This is a genomic window from Amycolatopsis jejuensis (assembly GCF_000717335.1).
Lineage (GTDB): Bacteria > Actinomycetota > Actinomycetes > Mycobacteriales > Pseudonocardiaceae > Amycolatopsis > Amycolatopsis jejuensis.
Genome location: NZ_JNYZ01000005.1, coordinates 350,587 through 377,562 on the forward strand (window position 1 = coordinate 350,587; position 26,976 = coordinate 377,562).

At 69.4% G+C, this 26,976-nt stretch carries 25 protein-coding genes; 16 read left to right on the plus strand and 9 right to left on the minus strand.

Translation table 11 applies throughout. The annotated features are described in order from the left end of the window. Positions 1–8: 8 nt before the first annotated feature. Genes speB through OO71_RS08170 form a run of 4 tightly spaced genes read left to right on the plus strand, consistent with a single transcriptional unit; the run spans position 9 to position 3,563 of the window. Positions 9–959 (plus strand): agmatinase, encoded by a 951-nt coding sequence (gene speB, locus OO71_RS08155; RefSeq protein WP_033288998.1) that lies wholly within the window; start codon positions 9–11, stop codon positions 957–959. After that, complete coding sequence (locus OO71_RS08160) at positions 956–1,759, plus strand: ABC transporter ATP-binding protein (RefSeq protein ID WP_033288999.1); 804 nt, start codon at positions 956–958, stop codon at positions 1,757–1,759. Before speB ends, OO71_RS08160 begins: the two co-directional genes overlap by 4 nt. Further along, positions 1,756–2,538: an ABC transporter permease gene (locus tag OO71_RS08165; RefSeq protein WP_033289000.1), complete on the plus strand. Its 783-nt coding sequence runs from the start codon at positions 1,756–1,758 to the stop codon at positions 2,536–2,538. The genes OO71_RS08160 and OO71_RS08165 overlap by 4 nt, the downstream gene beginning before the upstream one ends. A gap of 17 nt (positions 2,539–2,555) precedes the next feature. After that, positions 2,556–3,563: an ABC transporter substrate-binding protein gene (locus OO71_RS08170; RefSeq protein ID WP_033289001.1), complete on the plus strand. Its 1,008-nt coding sequence runs from the start codon at positions 2,556–2,558 to the stop codon at positions 3,561–3,563. Positions 3,564–3,566: 3 nt separating this feature from the next. Here the strand turns inward: OO71_RS08170 and OO71_RS08175 are convergent, their stop codons facing one another. The 7 genes from OO71_RS08175 to OO71_RS08205 form a co-directional block, all read right to left on the minus strand. Beyond that, the gene (locus OO71_RS08175) at positions 3,567–4,652 is read right to left on the minus strand and encodes an alanine racemase (RefSeq protein ID WP_033289002.1); all 1,086 of its coding nucleotides are present in this window, start codon (positions 4,650–4,652) and stop codon (positions 3,567–3,569) included. After that, positions 4,649–5,569 (minus strand): ornithine cyclodeaminase family protein, encoded by a 921-nt coding sequence (locus tag OO71_RS08180; RefSeq protein ID WP_084144789.1) that lies wholly within the window; start codon positions 5,567–5,569, stop codon positions 4,649–4,651. Before OO71_RS08180 ends, OO71_RS08175 begins: the two co-directional genes overlap by 4 nt. Next, complete coding sequence (locus OO71_RS08185) at positions 5,566–6,189, minus strand: helix-turn-helix transcriptional regulator (protein WP_051791276.1); 624 nt, start codon at positions 6,187–6,189, stop codon at positions 5,566–5,568. Before OO71_RS08185 ends, OO71_RS08180 begins: the two co-directional genes overlap by 4 nt. A 37-nt stretch (positions 6,190–6,226) precedes the next feature. Next, positions 6,227–7,135 (minus strand): SAM-dependent methyltransferase, encoded by a 909-nt coding sequence (locus OO71_RS08190; protein WP_033289004.1) that lies wholly within the window; start codon positions 7,133–7,135, stop codon positions 6,227–6,229. Between the two features lie 120 nt (positions 7,136–7,255). Further along, the gene (locus OO71_RS08195; protein ID WP_033289005.1) at positions 7,256–7,981 is read right to left on the minus strand and encodes a FadR/GntR family transcriptional regulator; all 726 of its coding nucleotides are present in this window, start codon (positions 7,979–7,981) and stop codon (positions 7,256–7,258) included. A 3-nt stretch (positions 7,982–7,984) separates the two neighbouring features. Then, positions 7,985–9,262 (minus strand): amidohydrolase family protein, encoded by a 1,278-nt coding sequence (locus OO71_RS08200; protein WP_051791279.1) that lies wholly within the window; start codon positions 9,260–9,262, stop codon positions 7,985–7,987. Beyond that, positions 9,255–10,682 (minus strand): amidohydrolase family protein, encoded by a 1,428-nt coding sequence (locus tag OO71_RS08205; RefSeq protein ID WP_033289006.1) that lies wholly within the window; start codon positions 10,680–10,682, stop codon positions 9,255–9,257. The genes OO71_RS08200 and OO71_RS08205 overlap by 8 nt, the downstream gene beginning before the upstream one ends. A gap of 74 nt (positions 10,683–10,756) precedes the next feature. Here OO71_RS08205 and OO71_RS08210 point away from each other — a divergent pair, with 74 nt between their 5' ends. From OO71_RS08210 to OO71_RS08250, 9 genes are read left to right on the plus strand one after another with little or no spacing between them, the layout of a single operon-like run. Then, positions 10,757–11,875, plus strand: coding sequence for a M24 family metallopeptidase (locus OO71_RS08210; RefSeq protein ID WP_051791280.1), 1,119 nt, complete (start codon positions 10,757–10,759; stop codon positions 11,873–11,875). Positions 11,876–11,900: 25 nt separating this feature from the next. Beyond that, positions 11,901–12,095, plus strand: coding sequence for a tautomerase family protein (locus OO71_RS08215; protein WP_033289007.1), 195 nt, complete (start codon positions 11,901–11,903; stop codon positions 12,093–12,095). After that, positions 12,092–13,081: an isochorismatase family protein gene (locus OO71_RS08220; protein ID WP_033289008.1), complete on the plus strand. Its 990-nt coding sequence runs from the start codon at positions 12,092–12,094 to the stop codon at positions 13,079–13,081. The genes OO71_RS08215 and OO71_RS08220 overlap by 4 nt, the downstream gene beginning before the upstream one ends. After that, the gene (locus OO71_RS08225; RefSeq protein WP_033289009.1) at positions 13,078–14,238 is read left to right on the plus strand and encodes a mandelate racemase/muconate lactonizing enzyme family protein; all 1,161 of its coding nucleotides are present in this window, start codon (positions 13,078–13,080) and stop codon (positions 14,236–14,238) included. The genes OO71_RS08220 and OO71_RS08225 overlap by 4 nt, the downstream gene beginning before the upstream one ends. Beyond that, positions 14,235–15,314 (plus strand): NAD/NADP octopine/nopaline dehydrogenase family protein, encoded by a 1,080-nt coding sequence (locus OO71_RS08230; protein WP_033289010.1) that lies wholly within the window; start codon positions 14,235–14,237, stop codon positions 15,312–15,314. Before OO71_RS08225 ends, OO71_RS08230 begins: the two co-directional genes overlap by 4 nt. Then, positions 15,315–16,211: a dipicolinate synthase subunit DpsA gene (locus tag OO71_RS08235; RefSeq protein ID WP_033289011.1), complete on the plus strand. Its 897-nt coding sequence runs from the start codon at positions 15,315–15,317 to the stop codon at positions 16,209–16,211. Next, positions 16,201–17,550, plus strand: coding sequence for a dihydroorotase (locus tag OO71_RS08240; protein WP_033289012.1), 1,350 nt, complete (start codon positions 16,201–16,203; stop codon positions 17,548–17,550). Before OO71_RS08235 ends, OO71_RS08240 begins: the two co-directional genes overlap by 11 nt. Before the next feature lie 38 nt (positions 17,551–17,588). Beyond that, a complete protein-coding gene (locus OO71_RS08245; protein ID WP_051791282.1) occupies positions 17,589–18,857 on the plus strand; it encodes an MFS transporter in 1,269 nt (422 codons plus the stop codon). A 20-nt stretch (positions 18,858–18,877) separates the two neighbouring features. Further along, positions 18,878–21,943 (plus strand): amidohydrolase family protein, encoded by a 3,066-nt coding sequence (locus OO71_RS08250; protein WP_084144812.1) that lies wholly within the window; start codon positions 18,878–18,880, stop codon positions 21,941–21,943. Positions 21,944–21,952: 9 nt separating this feature from the next. On the opposite strand, the gene OO71_RS08255 is transcribed toward OO71_RS08250, so the two are convergent. Together OO71_RS08255 and OO71_RS08260 are read right to left on the minus strand one after the other, a co-directional pair. Then, positions 21,953–22,573 (minus strand): DUF3159 domain-containing protein, encoded by a 621-nt coding sequence (locus OO71_RS08255; RefSeq protein ID WP_245633597.1) that lies wholly within the window; start codon positions 22,571–22,573, stop codon positions 21,953–21,955. Positions 22,574–22,584: 11 nt separating this feature from the next. Continuing rightward, a complete protein-coding gene (locus OO71_RS08260) occupies positions 22,585–23,649 on the minus strand; it encodes an FAD-dependent oxidoreductase (RefSeq protein WP_033289013.1) in 1,065 nt (354 codons plus the stop codon). Between the two features lie 93 nt (positions 23,650–23,742). Between OO71_RS08260 and OO71_RS08265 the strand changes: the two genes are divergently transcribed. From OO71_RS08265 to OO71_RS08275, 3 genes are all read left to right on the plus strand, one after another. Continuing rightward, on the plus strand, positions 23,743–24,348 hold the full coding sequence (locus OO71_RS08265) for a TetR/AcrR family transcriptional regulator (RefSeq protein WP_033289014.1): 606 nt from the start codon (positions 23,743–23,745) through the stop codon (positions 24,346–24,348). 677 nt (positions 24,349–25,025) lie between these two features. Beyond that, positions 25,026–25,862, plus strand: coding sequence for a 3-hydroxyacyl-CoA dehydrogenase family protein (locus OO71_RS08270; protein WP_084144790.1), 837 nt, complete (start codon positions 25,026–25,028; stop codon positions 25,860–25,862). Positions 25,863–25,893: 31 nt separating this feature from the next. Further along, entirely contained in the window at positions 25,894–26,976 is a 1,083-nt protein-coding gene (locus OO71_RS08275) for a D-2-hydroxyacid dehydrogenase (protein ID WP_051791292.1), read from the plus strand.

Genomic DNA, 26,976 nt, shown 5'->3' on the forward strand with positions numbered 1-26,976 from the left:
GGAGAAGCATGGACGACGCACGGCACATCGTGGCTCCGGACGACGGAATGCCCACCTTCGCCGCCCCGACCACGTTCGCCCGGGTCCCGCGGCTGGACCAGGTGCCCGGCGCCGACATCACGATCGTCGGGGTCCCGTTCGACAGCGGGGTCGGCCACCGCCCCGGCGCGCGGTTCGGGCCGGGGCACATCCGGTCCGCGTCCCGGCTGCTCCGCGCGTACAACCCGGCGGCGGACGTGTCGCCCTTCGCCGCCGTGCAGGTGGCCGACGCGGGCGACCTGCCGATCGGCCCCTTCGACATCCCGCTCGCGGTCCAGCAGATCCAGGAGCAGGCAATTTCCTTACGCCGCAACGGTTCGCGGCTCGTCACGCTCGGCGGCGACCACACCGTCGCACTGCCGTTGCTGCGCGCGGTGCATGCCGACCACGGACCGGTGGCGGTACTGCATTTCGACGCCCACCTCGACACCTGGGACACGTACTTCGGCGCGACGTACTGGCACGGTTCGCCGTTCCGGCGCGCGTCCGAGGAGGGCCTGATCGACCACGACGCGAGCATGCACGTCGGGATCCGGGGCCCGATCAGCTGCCCGGAGGACCTGGTGGACGACGGAAACCTCGGCTTCCGGATCCTCACGAGCAGGCAGTTCGCGCGGGAATCGCTCGACTCCCTCATCGAGCGGGTCCTCGCCCGGATCGGCGACCGGCCGGTGTACGTGTCGATCGACGTCGACGTCCTCGATCCGGCGCACGCCCCCGGCACCGGCACCCCGGAGGCCGGCGGGCTGACCAGCCGTGAGCTGCTGGAGGTGGTACGCGCGCTGGACGGGCGCACGGTGGTCGGCGCCGACGTGGTCGAGGTCGCGCCCGCGTACGACCACGCCGAGCTGACCGGAATCGCGGCGAGCCACCTGGTCTACGAGCTGATCTCGGTGATGGCCCGGAGCGGGACGCCGTGACCCGGGTCGAGGTGGCCGCGCCGCCGGTGATCGCGCTGTCCGGGATCGCGAAGACCTACCGGCGCGGGAGCCGGGAAACCCCCGCGCTCGAGGAGACCGGCCTGGCGATCCGGCGGGGCGAGTTCGTCGTGCTGCTCGGCCCGTCCGGCTGCGGGAAGACGACGTTGCTGCGGATGATCGCCGGGCTGGTCGTACCGTCGGCGGGCAGCGTGTCGATCATGGGGGAGCCGATGTGGCAGCGCGGCAAGCGCAGCACCGCCGCCGGAGCGCATCTCGGGATGGTGTTCCAGGAGCCGAACCTGTTCCCGTGGCTGAGCGTCGGGGCGAACATCGGCCTGCCGCTGGAACTGCAAGGTGTGCCGAAACAAGCGCGGCCGCAACGGATCGACGCGCTGGCCACGCTGGTCGGTCTCGACGGGTTCCAGGAGAAACGCCCCGGCGAACTTTCCGGCGGCATGCGGCAGCGGGCGGCCATCGCGCGGGCGCTTGCCGGTGGGCCGGACGTGCTGCTGATGGACGAGCCGTTCGGGGCGCTCGACGCGTTCACCCGTGATGCGATGAACCTTGAGCTGCAACGGATCTGGAGCGAGACCGGGTCGACGGTGGTACTGGTCACGCACTCGATTTCGGAGGCGCTGTTCCTGGCCGACCGGGTGGTGCTGCTGAGCCCGCGACCTGGCCGGGTGGTGTGGACGTCCGAAGTGGACTTCCCGCGGCCGAGGTCGCTCGACGTGCAGGGGCAGCAGCGGTTTCAGGAGATGGCCAAGGAGATCCGGGGTCGGCTGGGAGTGGGCGGATGAAGAAACTGCTGAGCGTCTGGATCAGCACACCGTTGCTGCTACTGGCTTTTCTCGCTCTGTGGCAGCTGTATGTGAGCGCCTTCGACGTTTCCCGTTTCGTATTGCCTTCTCCGGCCGCGGTATTCGACGCCGTGCTCAGCCTCTTGCGCACCCCGGGGACGTATCATCACGCTTACGTGACCGGGTACGAGATCGTCATCGGATTCCTCATCGCCATTGTGACCGGGGTCGGGATCGGCACGCTGCTCGCGAAAATCCCATCGCTGGAACGAATTATCACCCCCTTTGTCGTGGCCATTCAGGTGACCCCGAAGACGCCATTCGTGCCGCTGTTCATCGTGTGGTTCGGTTTCGGGCTCACCTCCAAGATCGTGATTGCCGCGCTGCTGGCGTTCTTCCCGATCTTCAGCAATACCGTGCTCGGCGTGAAGGCGGTGCCGGAAGGCCTGCGGGACGTGGCGACCGTGCTGCAGATGAGCAAGGTCGCGCGGTTCCGGCGGCTCGAATTCCCGCATGCCCTGCCGTACGTGCTCACCGGGATGGAAGTGGGGATGGTGCTCGCGATCATCGGGGCCATCGTCGGGGAGTTCCTGGCGGGCAACCAAGGGCTCGGTTACCTGGCGATTGCCGCGATGAACGCATTGCGGATCCAGGAACTGTTCGGGGTCATGGTGTTGCTCACGATTCTCGGCTTTCTGCTGCACCTGGCGATCGTGTCGGTGAAACGGTTCGCCATTCCCTGGCACGAATCACAGCAGCTCGCCATCCAGTCGGCCTGAACCCACCAGGAGTTGCCATGCTGACCTCATCGGCCGTCCGGCGGCTGTCCCTTCCGGTGCTTGCGGTGCTGCTCGCCGGATGCGCGCCGAGCGAAGGCGAACAAGGGGCCACGATCACCACGCCATTTGCACTGAGTGCGGCAATGGCGCCGGAAATGGTGGCGGTGTCCGAAGGATTGTTTGCGAAACAAGGGATTTCCGTCCGGCTCAATCCGGGTAACGGCTCCGCGCAGGCGTTGCAGCAGGTCGCGACCGGACAGGCCGACCTGACCACGGTGGGCGGCTCCGATCTGCTATCCGCGGTCGCGAACGAGGGTGCGCCGCTGCTGAGCGTTGCGTCCAAAAAGCAAGTGCTGCCGTACTACCTGGTCAGCAGCGCCGACGCGGCAATCACGTCCCCGCAGCAGCTGACGGGCAAATCGGTCGGGGTGCTCTCGGTCGGCGGCACGACGAGCCAGACGCTCAACCTCTTCCTCGCAGCGGGCGGAGTGGACCCGAAGTCGGTCACTCAGGTCGTCGCGCCGAACAGCCCGGCGACCCTGGACATGGTGCGCCGCGGGCAGATTGCCGCGTATGTGTCCAATTTGGAGGTCGCCAGCGTCCTGCGTGCGGAGAAGACCCCAGCGACGATCGTCGACCTCGACCAGACGGTGCGGGTACCCGGCGCGGTGTGGGTGGTCTGCACGGAGCTGACGAAGTCCGCGCCGGCCAAGGTGTCGGCGCTGCTGGCCGGGCTGGCCGCCGCGATGGAATTCCTCCGCACCGACGGCCGCGACGGTACCTGGACGCGCACGCTCGCCCTGTTCGAGCGCGACTACCCGGAGGTCGCTCGCGATCGTGCCGGGTTGATCGTGCAGCTGAACGCCCAGTATCGCGAGTGGTTCGGGGAGTCCGGCGCGGCAGCCGACCTGAAGAATTCGCCGGAACGGTGGCAGGCGGCCATCGACTTCGCGACCCGCTCGGGGTTGATCAAGGGCACCGTCCCTGCCGGGACGCTCTATTCGAACGACTACCTCGCCCGCTGAGGCTCACCACCCACTGATCCGGCGCCACCGCGCGTCGATCGTCGTTCCGGTCGAGGTGTGGTTGACGACGTGGTACCCGGTGTGCTGGGCGGCGGTGGCGCAGGCGTGGTTGGGCAGGATGCGCAGGCGGGTGCCGATCGGCAGGTCGGGAAGGGGTACGCCGTCGCGGGCGGTGAGGGTGCCGTGTTCCTGGCTGGCAGCGCTCATGACCAGGCCGGGGAGCACGGCCCCGGACAGGTCGGCGACCAGCCCGTAGCCCTGCCGGCCGTTGCCGAGGTCGCGGGACAGCGCCATCCAGCCGCCGTCGATGATGATCCAGCCGTGTTCCGGGCGGTGGCCGATCACGGTGACCACCACGGACAGCGCCAGATCTTCCAGCTGGCACACGCCGATCCCCGCCATGACCAGGTCGAAGAACACGTAGTTGCCAGCGCGGACCTCGGTGACACCGGTGAGATCGGTGGCCGCGTGCGCGGTGGGGGTGGACCCGACGCTGACGGTGTGCACAGACACGCCAGCCGCACGAAGTCGTTGTGCCGCAGCGACAGCGACGTCGCGTTCGTGCTCAGCTGCCTTGTGCTGGGCATCCGGTGTGGTGGCGAAGTAGGACTCACCGGCATGCACCAAGACACCGGTTTCGCCCAAGATTCGGCCGATCTCCACCAACGCAGGGTCATCGATGGTTACGCCGCCGCGGTGTCCGTCGCAGTCGACCTCGATCACGGCCGGGATACCGGCGGCACGGACGGCGCGGGCCTGTTCGACGCTGTCCAGCAGCACCGTCAGCGTGACTCCGCGGCGCTTGAGCGCGGCCACTCGCGGCAGTTTGTGCGGATCGATCCCGACGGCGTAAAGGATGTCGGCATACCCGGCGTCGGCGAAAGCTTCGGCCTCGGCGAGCGTGGACACCGTGATCGGGCCCCGGTCGTGGATCAGCGCGGCGATTTCGGCCGATTTGATGGTCTTGACGTGCGGGCGCAGCGGCACCCCGAGCCCGTCGACGTGCGCGGCGAGCCGGGCGATGTTGCGCTTGACCTTGGCGGCGTCCACGACCGCGAACGGGGTGTCCGGGTCGGCCAGCGTCGTCATGCGGCGTCCAATCGGTCGAGGAGGGCGAGGCCGAGGTAGAGGTCCTGCAGGCCGATGCCGGAGCTGTCGAAGACGGTGATGTCTTCCGGCGAACGGCGGCCGGGGGCGCGTCCGGTGAGTACGTCGCCGAGCTGGGTGAGCGGAACGTCGTCCGGCGCGTGCTGCAGTTCGCCGAACTGGCGGGATTGCGCGGTCAGGTCGCAGAAAAGGCGGGCCCGGGTGAGCAGCTCGGCGGGCAGTTCGCGTTTACCCGGGCCGTCCGCACCCATGGCGGAAATGTGGGCGCCCGGGCGGACCCGGCCCGCGTCGAACAGGGCCGACCCGGCGGTGGTCGCGGTGATGACGATGTCCGCGGCCGCCCCTTCCCCGGCAGTGGCAGTCCGGGCGGGAATCCCTTCTCCGGCAAGGGAATCCGCGAACTTCCCGGCCCGGTCCGGATCGCGGCCGACGACCAGCACCTGCTCGATCGGCCGGACCCGCACCACCGCGCGCACGTCGTAACCGGCCTGATGACCGGTGCCGAAGACGGCGACGGTACGGGCGTCCGGGCGGGCGAGCAGGTCGACGGCCAGCGCGTCGGCGGCCGCAGTGCGATAAGCATTGGCGGCACCGACCTCGAGCACCGCACCGATGCGCCCGACGTGCTGGTCGAAGATCAGCAACGTGGAATGGTGCCGTGGCAGGCCGTGCTCGTCGTTCCCGGGCCAGTAAGTGCCGATCTTGACCCCGGCGTCTTCGGCGGAGGCGGCGGGTTTGACGGTGAACCGGTTCTGCGGGTCGGAGCCGTGTGCGACCAGCGAGCCGAGCGCGGCGGAATCGACGGTGGCGGTAAAGGCTTTCCGTGCGGCGTCAAGTGCCAGCTCGTGGGTGATGACGGCCGCGGTTTCGTGTTCCGGAACGTAACGCAAGGCGCTCATTTCGTGTACGAGTAGACGCTGGCGCGGGAAATGCCCAGCAGGTCGGCGATGGTCTGGGCGGCGCCGCGGGAATCGAAGTACCCGTCTTCGTGCAGCCGCTGGACCAGGTCCCGCTTGGCCTCGCGGGGCAGGGCACGCGGGGTGGTGGACCGGTCGGCGGCGGCCGATTCGATGACCTCCCGCAGCTCGCGCCTGCCCCGGTCGCGCAGGGTTTCCGGGGGTGCGGCACGGTCTTCGGTGGCGACGAGGTTGGTCAGCGCGAGGGTGACCGGGGAGAGCGTCGAAACGTCGAGGTTCAGGCACAGCGCGGCGATGTAGTCCCCGGCGGAGTTCTTGATCCCGATCGACGTGCTCTTGGCGGGCCGCCCGTCGGGGAACCGGTTGGCGTAGTTCTGGAGCACACTCGGGTAATCGGGGTCCTGGATGCGGGCCAGGCCGAGCTCGGTGGCCGAATCGCCGACCTGGCGTCCGGACAGGTTGTTTTCGATGACCCGGATCGCGTGGTCCGGATTCCGCAGGTCGTGCAGCACGATCTCGCACAGCCCGGGGAACATCCGCCCGAGCGCGACGGCGATCTTGGCCGCCTCGCCGAGCAGATGCTCGTCCTCCCGCTCACCCATACTGGACAGGTTAGCCAGATCTGGACTTTCTGTCCAATCAGCCGAGGGTGCCGCTGACGTAGCGCATGTCGCCGGTGCGGATGTCGTCGTCCTGCAGGGACGTGAGGTCGTTGGCGGCGAACAGTTCCCGGATCGTGGCGCCGGTCAGCGCCCAGCCGAGACCGGTCAGGTACGGGGCGGCCTCGTTGCGCTCGCCGTAGTACCGCAGCCGCGCCATGTCGGGCGAGAAACTGTGCGACTGCCATTGCTCGGACATCCGGTTGAGCCGCTCCTGCGTCCGCTCCTCGTCGCCGGGCCGCGGGTTGGGCTTGCTTTCGGTGGCGACGCGGCTGCCCGGCGCGCTGAGCTCGGTGATGGTGTCCAGCAGCCGATCCTGTGCCTCGGGCGGCAGGTACCCCAGCAGGCCTTCGGCACTCCACGCGGTCGGCCGGGCCGGGTCGAACCCGGCGGCCCGCAGCGCAGCCGGCCAGTCCTCCCGCAGGTCGGCGGCAGCCACCCGGCGCTCGGCGGTGGGTTCCGCGCCCAGCTCGGCCAAGGTGCGGGTCTTGAAGTCGACGACCTGCGGCTGGTCGAGCTCGTACACCACGGTCCCGGCAGGCCAGGCCAGCCGGTAGGCGCGGGAATCGAGGCCGGAAGCCAGGATCACGGCCTGCGTGATGCCCGCGCCGGCCGCGTCGAGGAAGAACTCGTCGTAGAACTTGGTCCGCACCTTGGCGACGTCGATCCACACCTGCTCGACCAGCTCGCCGGGCTCGGTTTCCCCGCTGGCGAGCCGGGTGAGCACCTCGACGCCGACCGCGCGGACCAGCGGTTCGGCAAACGGGTCGTCGATGAGCGACCGATCGGCGCGGCTCGCGATCGCCCGCGCCGCCGCGGCCATGGTGGCGGTGGTGCCGACACTGGACGCCAGATCCCAGCTGTCTCCGTCGTGCCTCGTGGAAGTCATGAAGCCATCGAAACATCACCTCGGCCCGGCCTGCAGACCGGGCATCGAGGCGCAACGGCGGGTGATGAGGTCGAGAACCCCGGTGCGGGCAGTCACCCGGGAACTGCCCGGGAACCCGCTTCAGCTGGGCTGACCTGCCGAGTTCTCGAGCCATTTGGTGATGCGTGCCATGTGCCGATGGACAGCCCGGCGCGCGGCGGCCGGGTCGTGGGCTTCGAGTGCGTCGGTGATGGCGCGGTGTTCCCGGATCGACGCTTCGAGTTGTCCGGCTTGCGCGAAGGTCGCCACCCGGGAGTCGGCGAGGGCTTCGTTGAGTTCGTGGATCAGCCGGGGGAGCAGTTTGCCGTTCGAGGAATCGGCGATGGTGAGGTGGAAGGCGAGGTCACGGGTGGTCGCTTCGCCGAGGTCACCGCGTTCGGCGGCGTCGGCGAAGGCCGTTGCCGCCTCGGTGATGGCGGCGAGGCTTTCGGCAGTGCCGGAGCGGGCCACGTCCTCGGCGGCGAGTTCGTCCAGCGCTCCGCGGACCCGGGCCAGCTCGACCAGTTCTTCGCGGTGCAGCTCGATGTATTTGGTGAACGGGCCCGCGTCGGTGCCTTCCCGGACGAACGCGCCCCGGCCGTGGTGGATGACGATCAGCTTCATCGCCTCCAGCCCGGCCAGCGCCTCCCGCACGCTCACCCGGCTGACGCCGAACGTCTCCCGCAGCACCCGTTCCGACGGCAGCGGCGCACCCGGCGGGTACTCTCCGCTCTCGATCGCGGCCAGCAGCTGAGCCCGCACCTGCTGCGTGGGGCTGACCCGCTCGATGGCTTTGAAACTGTTGCCCGGCAAGGCGTCGCTGGTCATCCGTTACCCCCGTCCCGCACTGCCCGGTCTGCCTGCCGCAGGCCGCGGCGGTGGCTCCAGGTTACCAGTAGGAAGTCTCATGTCAGTCCAGTGCATCTCATCCCGGACGAGCCTGGTCGCGGCGATGCGCCTCCCGGCCCGCCAGACGACGCGTTGCGGCGACGCAGCCGCAACTGCCTCCTCCGGCGAAGACGCGGCAATGGCCAGCAAGTCCGCCGGGTAACCGGGCGCAAGGCGGACCTCGGGCAGCCCCATCACCCGGCGGGAGGCAGCCGAGACCGCGTGGTACGCCTGCGCCGGGGTGAGGTGGGCGGCGGCGACCATCAGCGCCGCGGTCTCCAGCGGGTCGATCCGGCCGAGCGGATTGAACATGTCCCGCCAGTTGTCGCCGCCCGCTGCCACCGGCACGCCTGCGGCCAGCAGTTCGGCGACGGCGGTCAGGCCGCGCGGTATCGGGCCCGGCGCATTCCGGCCCTGCAACCCGAGATTGGTCTGCGGCAGCACGACGACGGCAATTCCGGCGTCCGCCAGCAGATGCGCGACCTCGGCGCGGGCCGATGCGTCCTGCTGTCCGAGGCTGACGCAATGCGACGCGGTGGCGCGGCCCTCCAGCGCGTGCTCGCGTACCGCGGAAGCGAACTCACGCAGCGTCAGCACCGCCGGATCGGTGGTCTCGTCCAGGTGGAGGTCCAGCGGCAGATGGTGGTCCGCGGCGATGCGGGCGAGTTCGTGCACGGCGCGGGGCGGATCGGGATCGAGGGCCGGAACCCCGCCGACGACGTCCGCCCCGGCCTCGATCGCGTCGAGCAGGAGTCGCCGGTGCAGTGCATGGCCGGTGAACGGAAATCCCGCCAGCGCAACGAGTTGCACGGTGACCGGGGCCGTCCGGCGGACCTCGGCCAGCGCTCGCAGTGCCGTGGTACCGATGCCCGACGTGCAGTTCACGTGACTCCGGACCGCAGTGCAGCCGTTCGCCGCCGCCTCGCGCAACGCCCGTCCGGCGCGTTCCGCGACGTCGTCCGCGGTCATGGTCCGGTAGGCGCGGCGGCTCGCCCCGATGGCACCGGTCAGGTCCCCGGCCGGGTTGGGGATCCGTCCGGCGAGCAGGGCTTTGTCGAGATGCACGTGGGGCTCGGCCGGGGCGGGCAGGAGCAGGTACCCGGTCAGGTCGTGCACCTGCTCGCCCGGCCGGGCAGCCGGCTCCGGACCGGCCGAGACGATCACCCCGTCCGCGATCCGGACCGCCCCTGCGGCGTGGCGGATGACCGCCCGATCAGTCATACAGCGTCGTGCTGGTCGGCACCGCACCCGTCAGCCCGGCGCGGGCCACGATGTCCGCCGCGCGGCGCCGGGCTTCGCTGCGCAGCGAGACCTCGTCCACCGTGGTCACCCGGCCGTCGGCGAACAGCGCCCGGCCCGCCACCCAGGTCTGCGCGATGCTCGCCGCGCTGGCCGACCACACCACTGCCTGCAGCGGGTCAGCGAAGGGCGTCCACTCGTGGTGGTCCAGGTCGAACAGCACGAAATCCGCCTGTTTCCCGGGTTCCAGCGACCCGATCTCGTCGTCCCAGCCGAGTGCACGGGCGCCGTCGATGGTCGCCATCCGCACCGCCTCCCGCGCGCCGAGCACCGCCGGGTCCATCCGGGCGTCCTTGAACAGCCCGGCGGCGAGGTGGATCTGCCGGTGCAGATTGAGGTTCCCCGCCGCGGAAACGCCGTCCGTGCCGAGCCCGACGGTGACCCCGGCACGCACCATTTCCGGGTACTTGCCGATGCAGGTCGCGCCCTTCGCGAGCTTGAGCGAGGTGGACGGGCAGAACGCGACCGACGTCCCGTGCTCGGCCAGCGCCGCGACCTCCGGATCGGTCAGCGCGACGGCGTGCGCGAGCACCAGATTGTCGCCGAGACCGCCGTTCTCCGCGATCCGGGTCACCGGCCATCGGCCGTATTTCTTTTCGCTGACTTGGGATTCCTCGATGGACGACGCAATGTGGTAGGTCGTCCCGACGCCGAGCCGCTTCGCGAGTTCCCGCGCGCCGAGGTGCAGTTCGAGACTGCACGGCTCCTTGCCTTCGATGTTCACCCAGCACCGGATCCGGCCGCCGGCGTACCCGTTCCACTGCCGGACCGAGTCTTCGAGCGCGGCCAGTGCTTCGGCGTGGCCGGGGAAGAAGTGGTGCTCGACCATCTCGGCCGACCAGCCGGGCGGGATGTCGGCTGGTTTGCGGTCGGCCGCATGCCTGCCGACGATGCCGCGGATGCCGAGGTCCGCGGCGGCCCGCGCGGTGAGCCCGGCGTCGTTTTGTGCGCCCATGTCGAGGAAGCACGTGGTACCCGAACGCAGCATTTCCGCGGCACCGAGCCGCACGCTGACCTCCTCGTCACTGCGTCCGACGTGCGCGTAGAACGGCTTGGCCCAGTGAAAAACCCAGGCCCGGGTGGCCAGTACGTCCGGGAAAACCGCGCGGCTCAGGGTCTCCGAGAGATGGACGTGTGCGTCCACGAATCCCGGCAGCAGGCCGTACCGGCTGCCGTCGATTTCGCGGTCCACCTGCTGCTGCCCGAGGCGGGCCCGGACTTCGCCGGTGGTGCCGACGTCGGCGATGCGGTCGTCCTCGACGAGGACCGCGGCGTCGGTCAGGACGCGGTCCTGCGCGTCCACGGTCATGGCGAAACCCAGGTTCCGGATCAGCGTCCGCATGTCGCTCCCTCTTCCCAACCAGCATCGACTCCCATAGGATATCGGTTGTCCTACCAGTTGCAAGGGAGGGTTTCGTGCCCGACGAAGTTGTCGCAACGTTGCGCAGGCACACCCGAGACGCCGGTCTGGCCGCCGTCGTGTGCCTGTCGCCCGAGACCGTCGCCTATGCGGCCGGTTTCGCCGTGCCGTCCCAGTCGCTGATGCGGTGGCGGCACGCCGCTTTCGTGGTCACCGCCGATGGCCGCACGGCGATGCTGTGCGTGGACATGGAGGAAAACACTGTGCGGCGCGCGCTGCCGGACGCCGAGGTGGCGGTGTGGCCGGAGTTCGGCGGCGAGGCGATGACCACGCTGGCCGGGCTGCTGCGCGACCTGGGGGTCGCGCACGAGAAGGTCGGCATCGAGCTGAGCTATCTGTCCGTCGCGGACCACGCCAAACTGCTCGCCGCCGCACCCGGGTTGACGCCGGTTGCGGCCGATGGCCTGCTGGAACGCGCCCGGCAACGCAAAACCGCGGCGGAAATCGAGCTGCTGGCCCGGTTGTCGCGGATCTCGGACCGGGCGATCGGCGAGGCCTTCGCGTCGGTCGCGGCGGGCAGTACGGAAATGGATCTCGCGGCGGCGCTCACCCGCTCGGTCTACGAGCAGGGGGCCGAGCAGTTCAAGCTGATGATCGTGGCCACCGGCGACCGCAGCGAGCTGCCGAACGTGGGGCCGTCGGAGCGGTCGCTGAAGGCCGGGGACGTGTGCCGGGTCGAGATCTTCCCGGTGATCAACGGGTACCAGGCTGGCGTGTGCCGCACCGCGGTGGTCGGCGAGCCGCCGCCGCATGCCGAGCGGATCTACCGGAACCTGGTGCGCTGCAAGCATCTCGTGCTCGAAGAGCTCCGGCCGGGGGTACCCACCGCGCAGGTGTACCGTACGTTCCGCAAGACCTTCGACGAGCTCGGGATGCCGCCGATCGGCTTCGTCGGGCACGGCATCGGGGTGCACCTGCACGAGCGGCCGTACCTCGGCGCGCAGGACGAGCAGGTGCTGGAACCCGGGATGGTGCTCGGCATCGAACCGCTCGTGTACCGCAGCGGGCACGGGTTCGGCATGCAGATCAAGGACATGGTCGCGATCACCGGAGACGGCTGCCGGTTGCTTTCCGACGTCACCGACACCGACGTGCTCACCCGCATTGCCGCTTGAAAACCACTGCAGTGAGGAAGAAAAAGTGCCTTTTGTCGTCGTACATCTGTGGGAAGGCCGCACGGTCGAGCAGAAACGGAAACTGACCAAAGCGATCACCGACGCGATGGTCGAGCACGCGGATGCGAATCCGGACGCCTTACACGTGGCCGTGCAGGAATATCCGAAAGAGAACTGGGCGCGCGCCGGGGTTCTCGGAATCGACAGGACCGACGGATGAGCACTCTCGACCTGATCCCGCCCGAGCGGGCCGCGCTGCTGGTCATCGACATGCAGAACGCGTTTTGCCACGAGGAAGGCACTTTGGGCCTATCCGGGGTGCCGATGGAAGCGGCCAGGGCGACCATCGCGCCGGTCCGCGGCCTCGTCGAGGCTTTCCGGGACGCCGGGCTGCCGGTGGTGTGGACCCAGCAGGTCCACCTCGACAACGACGCCAGCCGGGCGCGGAAAGTGCTTCCGTCGCATACCCAGAAACGCGTGCGGGTTTCTGCGCTCAACGGAACCTGGGATGCCGCGATTGTCGACGAGCTGGCCGATTTGATCACCGATCCGACGATGGTCGTCACCAAACATCGGTACGGCGCCTTTTACGAAACCCGGCTCGACGCGCTGCTCGGCATGCTGGGTACCCGAGTCCTTTTCGTCGTCGGGCTCACCGCGAATGCGTGCGTGGAAACCACTTTGCGCGAGGCCTATTTGCGCGATTACGACGCGGTGGCGGTCACCGACGCGATCGGGGCCGTCCGTCCGCAGTGGACGGACACCGCGCACGCCGTGTGGCAGCAGTACCTGGCGCAGCTGGCCACCACCGAGGAAGTGCACAGCTGGCTCGAGAGGGCGTGTCAGCCCGCCGCGATCGGCGTGCACCACCTGCTGCTGGAGACGAAAGACCTCGACGCTTCGGTCGCGTTCTACACCGACGTGCTCGGGTTCACCGTGCGCAAGCGCGAGGATTTCCGTGACGGCCGCAAACTCGTGGTCACCGACCAGGGCCTCGGCCTGACCGAAGGCGGCACCGGCGCGTCCGGGGTGTTGCAGCACCTGTGTTTCACCGCGCGGGATGTCGACGGGCTGGCCGAGCGCGCGACGGCTGCCGGGTACCGGATCGTCCGTGGACCCGGTCCGGGCCCGTATGGGCACACGGTGTACGTCGCCGATCCGGACGGGAACGAGATCGAGCTCGTCGAGCCCGGGAGGACCGCATGAAGATCACCGACCTCACCGTCCACCTGGTCCGGCTGCCTGCGCGGCGGGAGCACAACTGGGCGTCGAAGATGACCACCCCGATCGGGCACCACGCGATCGTGGAGCTGTCCACCGACGAGGGCATCACCGGCTGGGGCGAGGCACCGGCGGGCGCGACCTGGGGCGGCGCGCACGGCAAGTACTACGGCGAGACCCCGGAAACCGTGGCGCACCTGGTCACCGACCATCTCCGGCCGGCGATCACCGGGATGGACCCGCTGGAAATCGGCGTGGTCCACGCGCTGATGGACAAGGCGGTCAAGGGAAATCCGTACGCCAAGGCGGCCGTCGACATCGCCTGCTACGACGCGGCAGGCAAGGCTCTCGGCGTCTCGGCGTCCGACCTGCTCGGCGGGCGGCATCGCGGGGGCATCGAGGTCGCGCATTCGCTGGGGATCATGGAGCTGGACCGGTGCATCGAGGAGGCGCGCGAAGCCGTCGCCGAAGGTGCCCGCACCATCAAGTGCAAGACCGGTCTCGACCCGGAACGCGATGTTGCGCTGGTCCGGATGCTGCGCGAGGAACTCGGGCCGGACGTCCGGATTCGCGTCGACGGCAACGAAGGGTACGCCTCGGTTGCCGAAGCGGTTGCGGTCACGCGGCGGCAGGAGGAGTTCGACCTCCTGTTGTGCGAACAGCCGCTGGCGGGTGCGGTGGCCTTGTCCCGGGTCGCGAAGCGGATCACCAGCCCGGTGATGGCCGACGAGTCGGCGTGGACCGTGCACGACATCCTGGAGCTGGACCGGCTCGACGCGGCAGCCAGTTTCTCGTGCTATGTGACAAAACCCGGCGGGCTGTACCGGGCCCGGCAGCAGGCCGAGGTCGCCGAGCAGCTCGGGATGATCTGCGACATCGGCGGCTCCATCGAGACCGGCATCGGCAACGCGGCCAACCTGCACCTCGGCGCGGCGCTGCGGATCGCGACCCTGCCGAGCGTCTGCCCGGTGTCGCAGCCCGCCGGCAGCGGCGGTCCGGCCATCGCGGGCGTGTACTACACCGACGACCTGATCACCGAGCCGTTCGGCTTCGCCGACGGGCAGGTGCTCGTGCCGGACGGACCGGGCCTCGGCATCACCGTGGACCGGGACAAGATCGAGCAGTACCGGACCGGCCGATGACGGCCGTCGCGGTCCTCGGCGCAGGTGGCGGCGGGCTGGCCGCCACCGTCGAGCTGATCGCGGCGGGACACGAGGTCCGGCTCTGGAACCGCAGTACGGCGACGCTGGCCCGTTCGGTTCGCGACGGGGTCGTCCGGTACCGGGGGCTGCTCGGCGAGGGTGAGGTGCGGCCTTCGGCAGTCACCGGCGATCTCGCCGCCGCGCTGAACGGCGCCGACGTCACCGTGGTCTGCCTGCCGAGCGTCGTACACGGCGCACTGTTCGGTGACCTGGCGCGGCTCGGTGGCGTCGGCACCTTGGTGCTCAACCCCGGGCACACCGGCGGAGCGCTGCATGCTCGCGCGGTTTTCGCCGCGCACGGCGTGAAACCACCGCGGCTGGCCGAGTTCTCCACCCTGACCTACGTGGCGCGGGTGCGGGACGGTGTACTCGACGTCAGCGGGCGCGCGGGTCGCGTGTGGGCGGGATGCCTGCCCGGCGGGGAGGCGGCGCTGGACTGGGCGCTGCGGTTGTTCCCGGGTGCCTCGGCGGCGCCGGACGTGCTGTTTTCCAGCCTGGCCGACGTGAACCTCGTGCTGCATCCGCCGGGCGCGGTACTGGGCCTGTCCTGGGTGGAGGCGACCGGCGGCGGGTTCCCGTTCTACGTCGACGGCGTCACCCCGGGGGTGGCCAGGGTGATCGACGAGCTGGACCGGGAGCGGCTCGCGGTCGCGAAGGCATTCGGGCACGAGATGCCGTCGCTGCTGGAGGAAATGACCGCGATCGGCACGGTGGACGCCGAGGCCGCGCGGGCAGGCGACACGATGGCCGCAATTCGCGGCGGGGTGGCGAACCAGCGCATTGCCGCGCCGGATTCGCTGCGGCACCGCTATTACGCCGAGGACCTTCCGTTCGGTGTGCAGCCGCTGGTGTCGCTTGCGGAGGTCGCCGGGGTGCCGACGCCGATCGCCGGATCGCTCTTGGCGCTCGGCAGTGCGGCGGCCGGACTCGGGCCTGGTCTCGATGCACAGCGGCTCGGAATTGCGGGTCTCGACTTGGCGGGAGTACTCGATCTGGTGCGGGGACGTGAGAGCTGAATGGAACTGACCGGACGGACCATCGCCATTGTCGGTGGAGACGAACGCGAGCAGGAAATCGCCCGCTGTGCTGCCGCGACCGGAGCCACCGTGCGCGGGTACGGATTTCCGTGGCCGGAGAACGGAATCGATGGGGTTACGCACGCCGGTTCGGCGGCCGAAGCCATGTCCGGCGCCGGTTACGCGCTGTTCCCGATTCCCGGCATCACGGCTGACGGCGCCTTGTTCGCGCCCGTCGCGCCGCAGCCCATCTACCCGGATGGCGCGCTGCTCAGTCACTTGCGGGCAGGCGCGTCGATCATCCTCGGCATGCCGGACGCGAAGCTCAGCGCTGCCGCCCAGGCCGCCGGAGTTTCGCTGGTGGAGTACGAGCACGACACCGAGCTGATGTTGCTGCGTGGCCCGGCGATTGTCGAAGGCGCCCTGAAAATCGCCATCGAGAACACCGAGATCACCTTGCACAATGCGGACATCGGAGTGGTCGGGCACGGCAATATCGGGCGGCTTTTGGCTCGTACGCTGGTCTTGCTCGGCGCGCGAGTGCAGGTGTTCGCCCGCAATCCGGTGCAACGTGCGGACGCGCTGGCTTCGGGCGCCGTCGGACGGGCATTGGACGAGCTGCCGCAGCGGGTTCCGGGATTGTCGATGCTGTTTTCCACCGTACCCAGCAGCGTGGTGACCGAGGAAACGCTCGCGCTGATGCCGCGCGGCCTGGTGATGGACCTCGCCGCCCCGCCCGGCGGCATCGATCTGGCGGCGGCCGGACGGCTCGGGCACCGGGCGATCTGGGCCCGTGGACTCGGCCGCAGGGCGCCGATCACCGTGGGGCGCAGTCAATGGTCGGGCATCGAACGCCGGATCGCCGAGATCGAAAAGGAGCGTACTGATGCCCGCTGACCTGGTGGTCCGAGGTGGCCGCGTGGTGACACACACCGGCGAGTTCCGGGGTGGGCTCGCGGTGTCCGGCGGACGCATTGCCGCAGTCGGCGCCGACGACCAGTTACCCCGTGGGGCAAGGGAAATCGACCTCGAAGGCCGGGTGCTGCTGCCCGGGGTGGTCGACCCGCATTGTCACCTCGGCGTGGATTACGACTACGACAGCGACATGCGCACCGAAACCGCGGCCGCAGCGCGGGGCGGGGTCACCACGGTGCTGCTTTACGCCCGTAATCCGAAACCCGGCTACGTGGATTTCTACCGTGAACGCCGGGCGCGCGGCGAGGCACAGTCGATGATCGATTTCGGGTTCCATTTCGGCATCCAGCGGCCCGAGCACATCGCGGAAATCCCGGAGATCGCCGAGGTCACCGGGGTGCAGTCGTTCAAATGTCACATGGGATACGAACCGGGCAACCCGATCGGGATCAATTCCTCGCCGGACGACTGGGTGTTCGGGGCCATGCGGGCGGCGGCCAAGCTGCCGCGTGGCGTCGTTTCGGTGCATTGCGAGAACACCGCCCTCGCCGGAATGCTGAAAGACGAGATGAAGGCGACCGGCCGGACCGACCTCGCCGCCTACACCGAATCCCGGCCGCCGTTCGTGGAGGAGACCGCGATCCACGCGGTGATCCGGCTGGCGGAGCTGACCGGATGCCCGCTCTACATCGTGCACACCTCGGTCGCCGCCGGTCCCGGAATTGCCGCCGCGGCACGGGCTCGCGGGGTGGATGTCACGGTCGAAACCTGCCCGCATTACCTGACGCGGACCGGTTACGACGAGGATCTCGATGCCACGGCGAAGATTTCGCCGCCGCTGCGGGACGCCGGCCAGCGGGCCGGACTGTGGAAAGCCTTGCTCGCCGGGCAGATCGGCACGATCGGCACCGACCACGTCCCGTTCCGCAAGAACGGCGGTGACGTGTGGGCGGAGAAGCCGGGCGTGGTGTCGTTCGCCTGGGAACTGCCGCTGATGCTGCACCACGCGGTGCACGAACGCGGGCTCCCGCTTTCCGAACTGGTGCGGATGAACTCCTACACCCCGGCCCGGCAGTTCGGGCTCTATCCGAAAAAGGGAGCTCTGCAGGTCGGCTCCGACGCCGACTTCGTGGTGGTCGATCTCGACGAGGAACGCGAGGTGCGGCACGACGGAAACGGGACCTGCCTGTGGGAGGGCTGGAAACTGCGCGGCTGGCCGGTGATGACCTTCGCCCGCGGCAGGCAGGTCTTCGACGGAACGGTGGACGAATCCGAACACGGCAACGGACGCTGCGTGACGGTACCCGATTCGCAGCGGTGAGAAATTCCCCCGAATAGCGAACACGACGAGGTGTGGCTATGTCCGAAAAGACAGAGACCGGCGTACCCGCGGTGCCCGTGCGGGGCGGCTGGTACCGATCGCTTCAGGGCCCGGCGAAACCGGCCTTCATTTCCAGCGCGCTCGGCTGGGGACTCGATTCGTTCACCTACATGATCTTCCCGCTCGCGCTCACCGCGATCGTGGCGGAATTCGGCCTGAGCGGCGCCGAAGCCGGATGGGCCGCGACCGCGACCCTGGTGGCGTCGGCGATCGGCGGCGCGGGTGCCGGGGTGATCGCCGACCGGATCGGCCGGGTCCGCACCCTGATGCTCGCCGTCGGGTTGTATTCCCTCTTCACGTTCCTCTGCGGGCTCGCCCCGAACTATCCGACGCTGATGGTGTTCCGCGTCCTGCTCGGCATCGGTTTCGGCGGGGAATGGGCCGCCGGTGCGCTGCTGATCAGCGAATTGTGCAATCCGGTTTACCGGGGCCGCATTCTCGGTGCGGTGGCCGCGTTCTGGAATGTGGGCTGGGGTACCGCGGTTTTGCTGTACAGCTTCTTGTTCAGCATTCTTCCGGCCGATGTCGGATGGCGGGTGATGTTCTGCATCGGCATTGCTCCCGCGGCACTGGTGCTCTACATCCGCCGCCGCGTGCCGGAACCGTCGTCGGTCGCGAAGCAGCGCTCCGAGGAGCGCCCCCGCTCGCCTTTCTTCGACATCTTCCGGCCGGGTACCTTGCGGATCACGATATTCGCCGCGCTGCTGGCCACCGGGGTACAGGGCGGGAACTACGCGATTTTCACCTGGCTTCCCGCCTACCTCAAGCAAACGCGGCACCTGACCGCGGTCGGCACCGGCAGCTACCTCGCCGTGGTGATCGTTTCCGGGGTCATCGGCAGCCTGGTCGCGGGCAGCGTCAACGACCGGCTCGGCCGACGGCCGACGTTCGCGATCTTCTCGATCGGCAGTGCGGCGCTCATTCTCGCCTATCTCGCCATCCCGACCGGAAACAACCTGGTACTGCTTCTCATCGGGGCGCCACTCGGATTCTTCTCGTCCGGCATTTTCGCGGGCTTCGGCTCGTATCTCGCCGAGCTGTACCCGGTTTCCTGCCGCGGTGCCGGACAAGGATTCTGCTACAACTTCGGCCGTGCGATGGGCGCATTCTTCCCGGCACTGATCGGCTACCTGTCGGCGACGGTCGGTCTCGGCGGAGCCATGGCCTTCGCCGCCGCCGGATACCTGATCGCCTTGCTGTCACTGGCTTTCCTCCCGGAAACCAAGGGAAAACTGCTCACCGTGTGACCGGAATCCAGGAGAAACCCATGCGTGACCCCGATTTCTCGCGCCGCCGGTTTCTGCACGCGGCCGCGGGTTCCGCCGTCGTGGCCGGAACCGCGTCCTGGCCCGGCATCGCCGCGGCCGATCCGGCGATGCTTTCCTTCACCGCCGCGACCAACGGCGCGGCCACCCGGTCGGCCTCCGGTCAGCTGGTGGCCGAGATCCAGGGAATCCTGTGGTCGGTCCCGCGTGGCGGCGGGCGGGCGCGACAGCTCTGCGCGCCCGATCTCGAGCCGACCCGGCCGGTCTTCTCGCCGGACGGCCGGTCGGTCGCGGTGTCCGCCTACCGGGGCGGGACCTTCCACCTCTGGACCCTGCGGCCGGACGGTTCCGGCCTGACGCAGGTCACCGGCGGCTCCGGCGACGACCGGGGCCCCGCGTGGTCGCCGGACGGCACCCGGATCGCGTTCGCTTCCGATCGCAGTGCCGGCCTGGAACTGGGCAGCTCGTACCGGATCTGGGTGGTCGAGCCCGCGACCGGCCGGCTCACCCGGCTGACCGGCGGCGCGAACCAGAGCGGGCCACTGCAGGACGGTACGTGGGAGGATTTCGACCCGACGTGGTCCCCGGACGGCAAACGGGTGCTTTTCGTCCGGGCCAAGGCCATCGCGCCGGCCGGGCACCAGGGTTCGATTGCCTGGGATCCGCGCACCATCGCGTCGGTGAGTGCCGACGGTCGCGGGCCGGTTGCCGTGGCACACGCGGAGCCGCTCGAGAAAGCGCAGGTGCTGGTCCCGGCGGTGAGCCCCGGCGGGAAGCTGGCGTACCTGCGGATCAGCTCGTCGTGCACGCTCGTCGTCGAAGGGCAGCCGGTGCCGGTCCCCGGTGACGTGGCGCCGGTGCCGCCGCGATGGGTCGGCGACGACCGGCTGCTGCTCACCGTGGACGGCAAGTTCCGGATCGTGTCCCTCTCCGGCGCGGCGGGGGAGGAGATCGCCTTTCGCGCCGAGCTGCCGGTCCGGCCGCCGCGGTACCGGACCAAGCAGTACGACCTCGCGGTCGGCGGGGTCCATCCGGTGCGCGCCATCCACCTGCCCGCGCTGTCGCCCGACGGTCGCCACGTTGCGTTCGCGGCCCTGAACTCCTTGTGGCTGGGCGACCTCGCGGGTGGACGCCCGCCTCGGCGAATCCTGCAGACCGGCCCCAGCCGCTACCTGCTGGGTCCCACCTGGAGCCCCGACGGACGCGCGCTGGTGTATGCCGACGACCGGGACGGCAGCTTTGCGGTGCGCCGTCGCGAGATCACCGACGGCAAGGAAACCGTGCTGGCGTCCGGCGGCCGGATCCTCGGCGCACTTTCGCCCGACGGGAAACGGCTGGCGAGCTTCGACATGGCTGCCGACCTGAAGATTCTCGACCTGGCCACCGGTGCGGAATCGACGGTCGGCACGCTGGCCGCCGGTGGTACGCCCGGCCGGCCGAGCTGGTCGCCGGACGGCCGCTACCTTGCGCTGTGCGACTTCACGCGCACGAACCTGCGGTTCCGCGAGGGCTACAACGTGCTCCGGATCGTCGACACGCACGACGGCTCGACCCGCCTGCATCCGGTGGCGCCGGACCGTTCGGTGTCCGACCGCGGCGACTGCGGGCCGGTGTGGTCACCCGACGGCAGGCACTTCGCGGTCGTGGTGGAGTCGGCGCTGTGCCTGCTGCCGATCCGCGCCGACGGCACCCCGGCCGGACCACTGCGGCAGGTGAGCGGCGAACCGGCCGACCACCCGTCGTGGTCGGCGGACGGACGGCAGCTTCTCTATCTGTCAAACGGAAAACTGCGTCTCTTCGACGTATCCAGCGGCCGGATCCGCACGGTGCCGATGCCACTGGACTACCGGCGGCCGACCCCGCCCGACACCGTGGTGCACGCCGGACAGCTTTGGGACGGAACGGGTACGGAGGTGCTCGAGGACGTCGACATCATGCTGCGCGGCGGCCGGATCGCCGCGGTGGAGCCACATCGCGCCGGACGGTCCGCGAAGGTGAAGGTGGACGCGTCGGCCCGCACCGTCGTCCCGGGGCTGTGGGACGCGCATACGCATCCGACGCCGTACACCTACGGCGCCCGGCAATCCGCGCTCCAGCTCGCCTATGGCGTCACGACCACGGTGTCGTTCGGTTATGCCGCCTACGAAACCGCCCGGTTGCGCGAGGCGATCGCGTCCGGTGAGCTGGTGGGTCCCCGGTTGCTGACCACCGGTGAGCTCGTGGACGGCAGCCGCGCTGCGCCGTACAGCAATTCCCGCGCCCACACCACGATCGAGGGCGTGCGGCGGACTCTGGCCCGTGGCCGCGCGCTGGACTGGGACTTCGTGAAGACCTACGTCCGCGCATCGGCTTCGGTGATGGCCGAGGCGACCCGGATCGCGCACGAGGAACTCGGCGTCCGGGTGGGCAGTCACGTGCTCGCGCCCGGGTTCGCCGTCGGCCAGGACCTGACGGCGCATCTGCAGGCGACGCAGCGGGCCGAGTACGGGCACGTGACGTCGGCGACCGGCCGGGCCGCCCAGGACGTCACCGAGATCTATACGAGCGGGGCCTTCCACCTGGTCGCCACGCCGTTTTCGGCCGGGCCGCTCGTGGGTGCCGATCCGGCGCTGGCGAAGGACCCGCGGATCACGCGGCTGATGCCGCCATCGGATGCGGCCCTGCTGCGGAAGGCCGCCGCCGCGCCACCGACGCCGGGTCAGCTGACCGCGCTCCGCACGGAAATGGAGATCTACCTGCGGCTGCTGTCGGCGGGCGGGCTGGTGGCGCTGGGCTCGGACCAGCCGAACGCGAGCATCGGACTCCACCTGCACCTGGCGTTGCGGGGCCTCCATCAATGCGGGTTGTCCCCGGCGGAAACCTTGCGTACCGCGACCGTCCTGCCCGCCCGCCTCTTCGGCCTGGACCAGGACCTCGGCACGGTGACCCCGGGCAAGTACGCGGATCTCACGATCATCGACGGCGACCCGTTCACCGATTTCTCCACCTTGGTACGCACCGAATCGGTGGTCCGCGCCGGGACGCTGTTCACGCAGCGGGAACTGGTCGACGCGTATCCCGCGCCGTAGGGAACCGGGCTACGGCGCGAAGCCGGTCCGGCTGCGCGGCGGGGCTTTCCGGAGAACTCGCCAGGAAAGATACGCACACACCCCCGCCGCGGGAGCCCCGCCGAGAATTGTTGCGGTGATGCCCAGCGCGGTGGCTTGTTCGGTGAGATACAGGGGTACCAGAATCAGCGCCGCAACCGTGGATTTCACGGCGAAGAATGCTGTGCAGATCCGGTATTGCCGTCGCCGCACGGGGTCTCGCCGCCAGCTGAAGCGTTCGCCGCGTGCTGCGCCAATTGCCAAGCCGACGGCTGGCCAACCTACGGCGATCGACAACAGGAGCAGCACCGCTCCGCCGGACTGCATGAGCACGGCGGTCAGGTAGAAATCCACTGCGCGGCCGGTGCTTCCGGCCAGCACTGCCGACAACCCCACCACGCCGAGTCCGATCGCTGCCGACCAGAATTTTCGTTCGGTCCACACCCGGATCACGGCGAGGACCGCCACTGCGCCGACCGCGATCAGCGCTGAAGTCAGTACCTGGCCGGTCAGCAGGTAAGCGAGCAGGAAAACGATCCGGGAAGCGACGGCTTCGGCGACCGTGCGCCAGCCGCCGACGGCATCGAAAAGGGACAGGGATCTGCGAGTCAATACCGAGAAGGTCATGCGCTCGCCATTTCGGGAAAACTGGTGCGGCGTAACGCTTCCTCGTAATCGCCGATTGCGGTGTGCAATTCCTGCTCGCCCCTTTCGGCTCGGACCAGGGCGTCCCGGAGGTGCAGTGCGTCGCGCATCGCCAGGTTGCCGCCGAAGCCGGGGGCGAGGTGGATGGCGTCGCCGAGGAGGGTCACGGGCGTCGGCGGCCACGCGGGCATTGGCGGGATGATCCCGATCCGCAGCGCGACCGTGGTGTCCGGCCAGGCGCTGTCGACCACCGTCTGCAGGACCGGCGGCAGACCCGCGGCGGCCTCGCCGAGCCGGTCTTGAGTGGTCGGGATCGCCCACATCAGGTAATCCTCGACGTCGGTCATCGCGCACGCGGGCAGCCACCGTTCCCGTGCTGCCGCAGGTGATTCGGTGAAGCGCAGCAGGCCGAGCGCCATCGTCTTCCCGCGGACCTGCACGCTGGTCGCGTTGTGGCCGATCAGTTCTGGCAGCCCGGTACTTTCGACCGCGCTCAGCGGCGCCGCGCCCATCAGCATGCGTTTGCCGGTGTCGATCACGTGCACGTCGGGCAGCCGCTGCCGCCGGACGGCCGAGCCGACGCCGTCCGCGCCGACCAGCACGTCGGCGTAGTCGGTGGTGCCGTCGGCGAAATGCACCCGGACGCCGCCTTCCCGATTCTCGAATTGCGTGAGTTCTTTGTCGAAGTGCACGACGTCGTCCAGCCCAGTCAGGAGTATTTCCCGCAGCAGCGGCCGGTGCGCCTGCCTGCCCGGCCGGGCCCGCGGGCCGGCTCCCGTGACGGCCAGCCGTCCGTCCACTTCGGACATCACCTGGGCCTGCTCCCGCGGCCCGCCCATGGTCGCCTCGGCCATCGCCGCATGCCCCGGCGGCAGGCATGCGCGCAACGCCGTGCGGCCACGGTCGTCGACGTGCAGGCTGATGCCCTGCCGCCGCCCGTGTGGCCCGTCGCGCTCGTAGACCGTGACGTCGATCCCGGCCTTCCGCAGCCCCTGTGCCAGCGTCAACCCGCCGAGCCCGGCCCCCGCAATGATCACCTTCATCAGGTGCCCCCTTTTCTTCATCGGCTGATGAAGTTCACTGTACCGCGGTTCTCCACCGGCTGGTGAAGAAAGTCGGCTAGACTTCCCCGGACCATGGCGAAGACGACATCATCCGCAGGTCGCCCCGGCCGCTGGCGGTCCGGTGCGGAGAGCAAACAGCGAATCCTGGACGCCGCCCGCGCGCTCTTCCGCGAGCACGGCTACGGCGGCACCACGGTGCGCGCGGTCGCCGCCGAGGCCGAGGTCGATCCGGCGATGGTGTTCTACTTCTTCGGCACCAAACAGGGCCTGTTCGCCGAGGCAGTCGACATGTCCACCGCAGTACCGCCGGCCATCGACGCCCTCTTCGCCGGCAGTCTGGACACCCTGGGGGAGCGCCTGGTCCGGACGCTCGTGTCGAACCTCGACGCCTCCGACCGCGCCCCACTCGTCACGCTGACCCGCTCGGCGACCACGCACGACGAATCCGCGACGCTGCTCCGCGAGTTCATCGAACGGGAAATCACCGGCCGCCTGGCCACCCTGATCGCCACGCCAGACGCCGAATGGCGGGCGGGCCTGGTGAACGTGCAGATCCTTGGTCTTGCGGTGGCGCGGTACATCGCCCGCGTCGAGCCGCTTGCGTCCGCTTCGGTGGAGGAGCTGGTGTCCCGCTTCGGTCCGGTGGTTCAGCATTGCCTCACCGGTGCGGCGGGCTAGGAGGGATCGCGGGAGGGGGTTGCGGGGCTCGCCCGGTGTGAGGGTTGCGGCGGGTGGGTTTGCGGGTTGCCGCGCTTGTGAGGGTTGCGGCGGCGGTCTCGCTGTGTGGGTTGCGGCGGGTGGTTTTGCGGTTTGCCGCGCTTGTGAGGGTCGCGGGGGTGGTCTCGCTGTGTGGGTTGCGGCGGGTGGTTTTGCGGGTTCGCCGCGGTGGTGAGGGTCGCGGGGGTGGTCTCGCGGGTTCGCCGCGCTTGCGAGGGTTGCGGCGGGTGGTTTGCGGGTTCGACGCGTGCGTGATGAGGGTTGCAGCGGTGGTTTTGCTGGCTTGCCGCCCGCGTCAGGGTTGCGGCAGGTGGTGTCACGGGTGCGCTGCGCACGTAACGGTCCCGGCAGGCGGTCTCGCGGGTTCGCCGCGCTGGTGTGGGTTGCGGCGGGGTGGTTTTGCTCGCTTGCCGCCCGCGTCACGGTCGCGGCGGACGGTCTCGCCGGTTCGCTGCGCACGTAACGGTCGCCGCAGCGGTCTCCCCCCCGCTCCCAGCATGCGCGGCGGAAGGCCGGGCCACTCCCGTGCGGTTGACACCGTGCCGCAGGGTGCCTAACCTCCCTCCACACGGTTGCAAAAACCCTTTTTCAAACCCGGGCGCACCACCCACTCCCGGGAATCCGACCGGAGGTGGAACATGCGCGTCGTCGTCCTTGGTACGGGTCGGATGGCGGCCGGGATTGCCGCTGCGGCTGCCGGGGGTGCGCACCCCACCACGGTCGTGGGTCGCACCGAGGAAAAGGCCCGGCAAACGGCGGCGCGGGCCGGGCGGCCGGTGGAAAGCGGTCCGCTCGATGGGTCGACCATCGGTGCGGCCGACCTGGTGATCGAGACGATCGTGGAGGACGTCGAGGTCAAAATGGACGTGCTCCGGCGCGTCGGCGAGCTGGGCGGGCCGGAGATGCTGGTCGCCACGAACACGTCGAGTCTGTCCCTGACCGAGCTGTCCTCGGCACTCGAGCGGCCGGACCGGTTCCTGGGGCTGCACTTCCTCAATCCGGCCGACCGGACCTGTCTCGTCGAGGTCGCAGGTGGCGCCGCGACCTCGGCCGGGACGCTGGACGCGGGCTGCGCTTTCGTCGAGTCGATCGGGAAACATCCGATCCGGGTCAACGCCGAGGTGAACGGCTTCGTCTGGAACCGGATCCAGTTCGCCGTGTTCCGGGAATGCTTGTCCCTGCTGGAAAACGGCGTGGCCGACGCGGTCGACATCGACCTGGCCGTCAGTGCCGGGCTGGCTCCGCGCTGGATGGCGATCGGGCCGCTCGGTACGGCCGATCTCGGCGGTCTCGACACGTTCGCCCGGGTTTCCGGACAGCTGTTTCCCGACCTGTCCACCGCGTCCGAACCGCCGAAGCTCGACGGCGCCGCCCTTCATCCGCTCACCGACGCCGATCGCGTGCAGGTGCTCGAACTCCGGGAACAAATGCTCGAAATCGCCGCACGGACCGTCGGTACCAAGCCGGTCCGTTGACTGCAAAATCGCTTTTGCATAGGATGTGCCCATGGCAGAGCTCAACCACTCCCACGTCGTGCCGCAGCTGAGCGCGGACGGCCCGATCCACGTGCTGGTCGCCGGTGTGCCCTACAGCTACAGCCGTCCGTTTCCCGACGGCACTTGGCTCACCGGGCAGCATCGCGAGGCGATCAAGGCGGTGTCCCCGCGGATCAACCTGATGCACATGTCGCGGGACGAACTTGCGGCGGGTGCCGAGCCCGCGTTCCCGCCGGAGGTGATCCTCACCGAAACCACCGGCACCGCAACGGAATGGGACGATTCGGAATGGCTGCGGTACCTGGTCCGCGGCCGCGACATCCAGCGGCTGCAGGGGCCGAACCTGCGCTGGCTCCAATCCTGCAGTCACGGTATCGAGAAGGTGGCGCCGATCCTGGCGCCGCACGTCACGATGGTGCGGGCGGTCGACATCCACAGCGCCGGGCTCGCGGAGAGTGTTCTCGCCGCGATGCTCCTGCACTCGAAGCGGCTGCTCCGGCGGGTCGAGAACCAGCGGGCGCACCGGTGGGACATGATCGAGTACGGTGAGCTGCACGGCAAAACGGCCGTCGTGCTCGGCGCCGGGAGTCTCGGGAACGGATTTGCCAAGCTGGCCCGTGCGTTCGGCATGCGGGTGGTCGGCGTCCGGCGCAATCCCGAGCCGCATCCACTGTACGACGAAATGCACGGCGGCGGGATCGAGGACCTGTTGCCCCGGGCCGATTTCCTGATCGCGGCGCTGCCGAAGACCCCGGAGACCGTCGACCTCGTCACGGCCAAGCAGCTCGCCCTTCTTCCGCCGCACGCGTTCGTGGTCAACATCGGGCGCGGCGAGGTGCTCAACGAGGCCGACCTCGCCGCGGCACTGCGCGACGGGACCATTGCCGGTGCGTACCTGGATGTGTTCGTCCAGGAGCCGCTCGGCGAGGACAGCGAGCTATGGGACGCGCCGAACCTGCTGATCACGCCGCACGACGCGCATTTCTCCGCGAGCGTTGGCGATCGTAACGTCGACCTGCTGTGCGAAAACCTCCGTCATTACCTTGCCGGGGAGCCGCTGCGCGGGGTACCCGATTTCGAAGCCGGATACTGA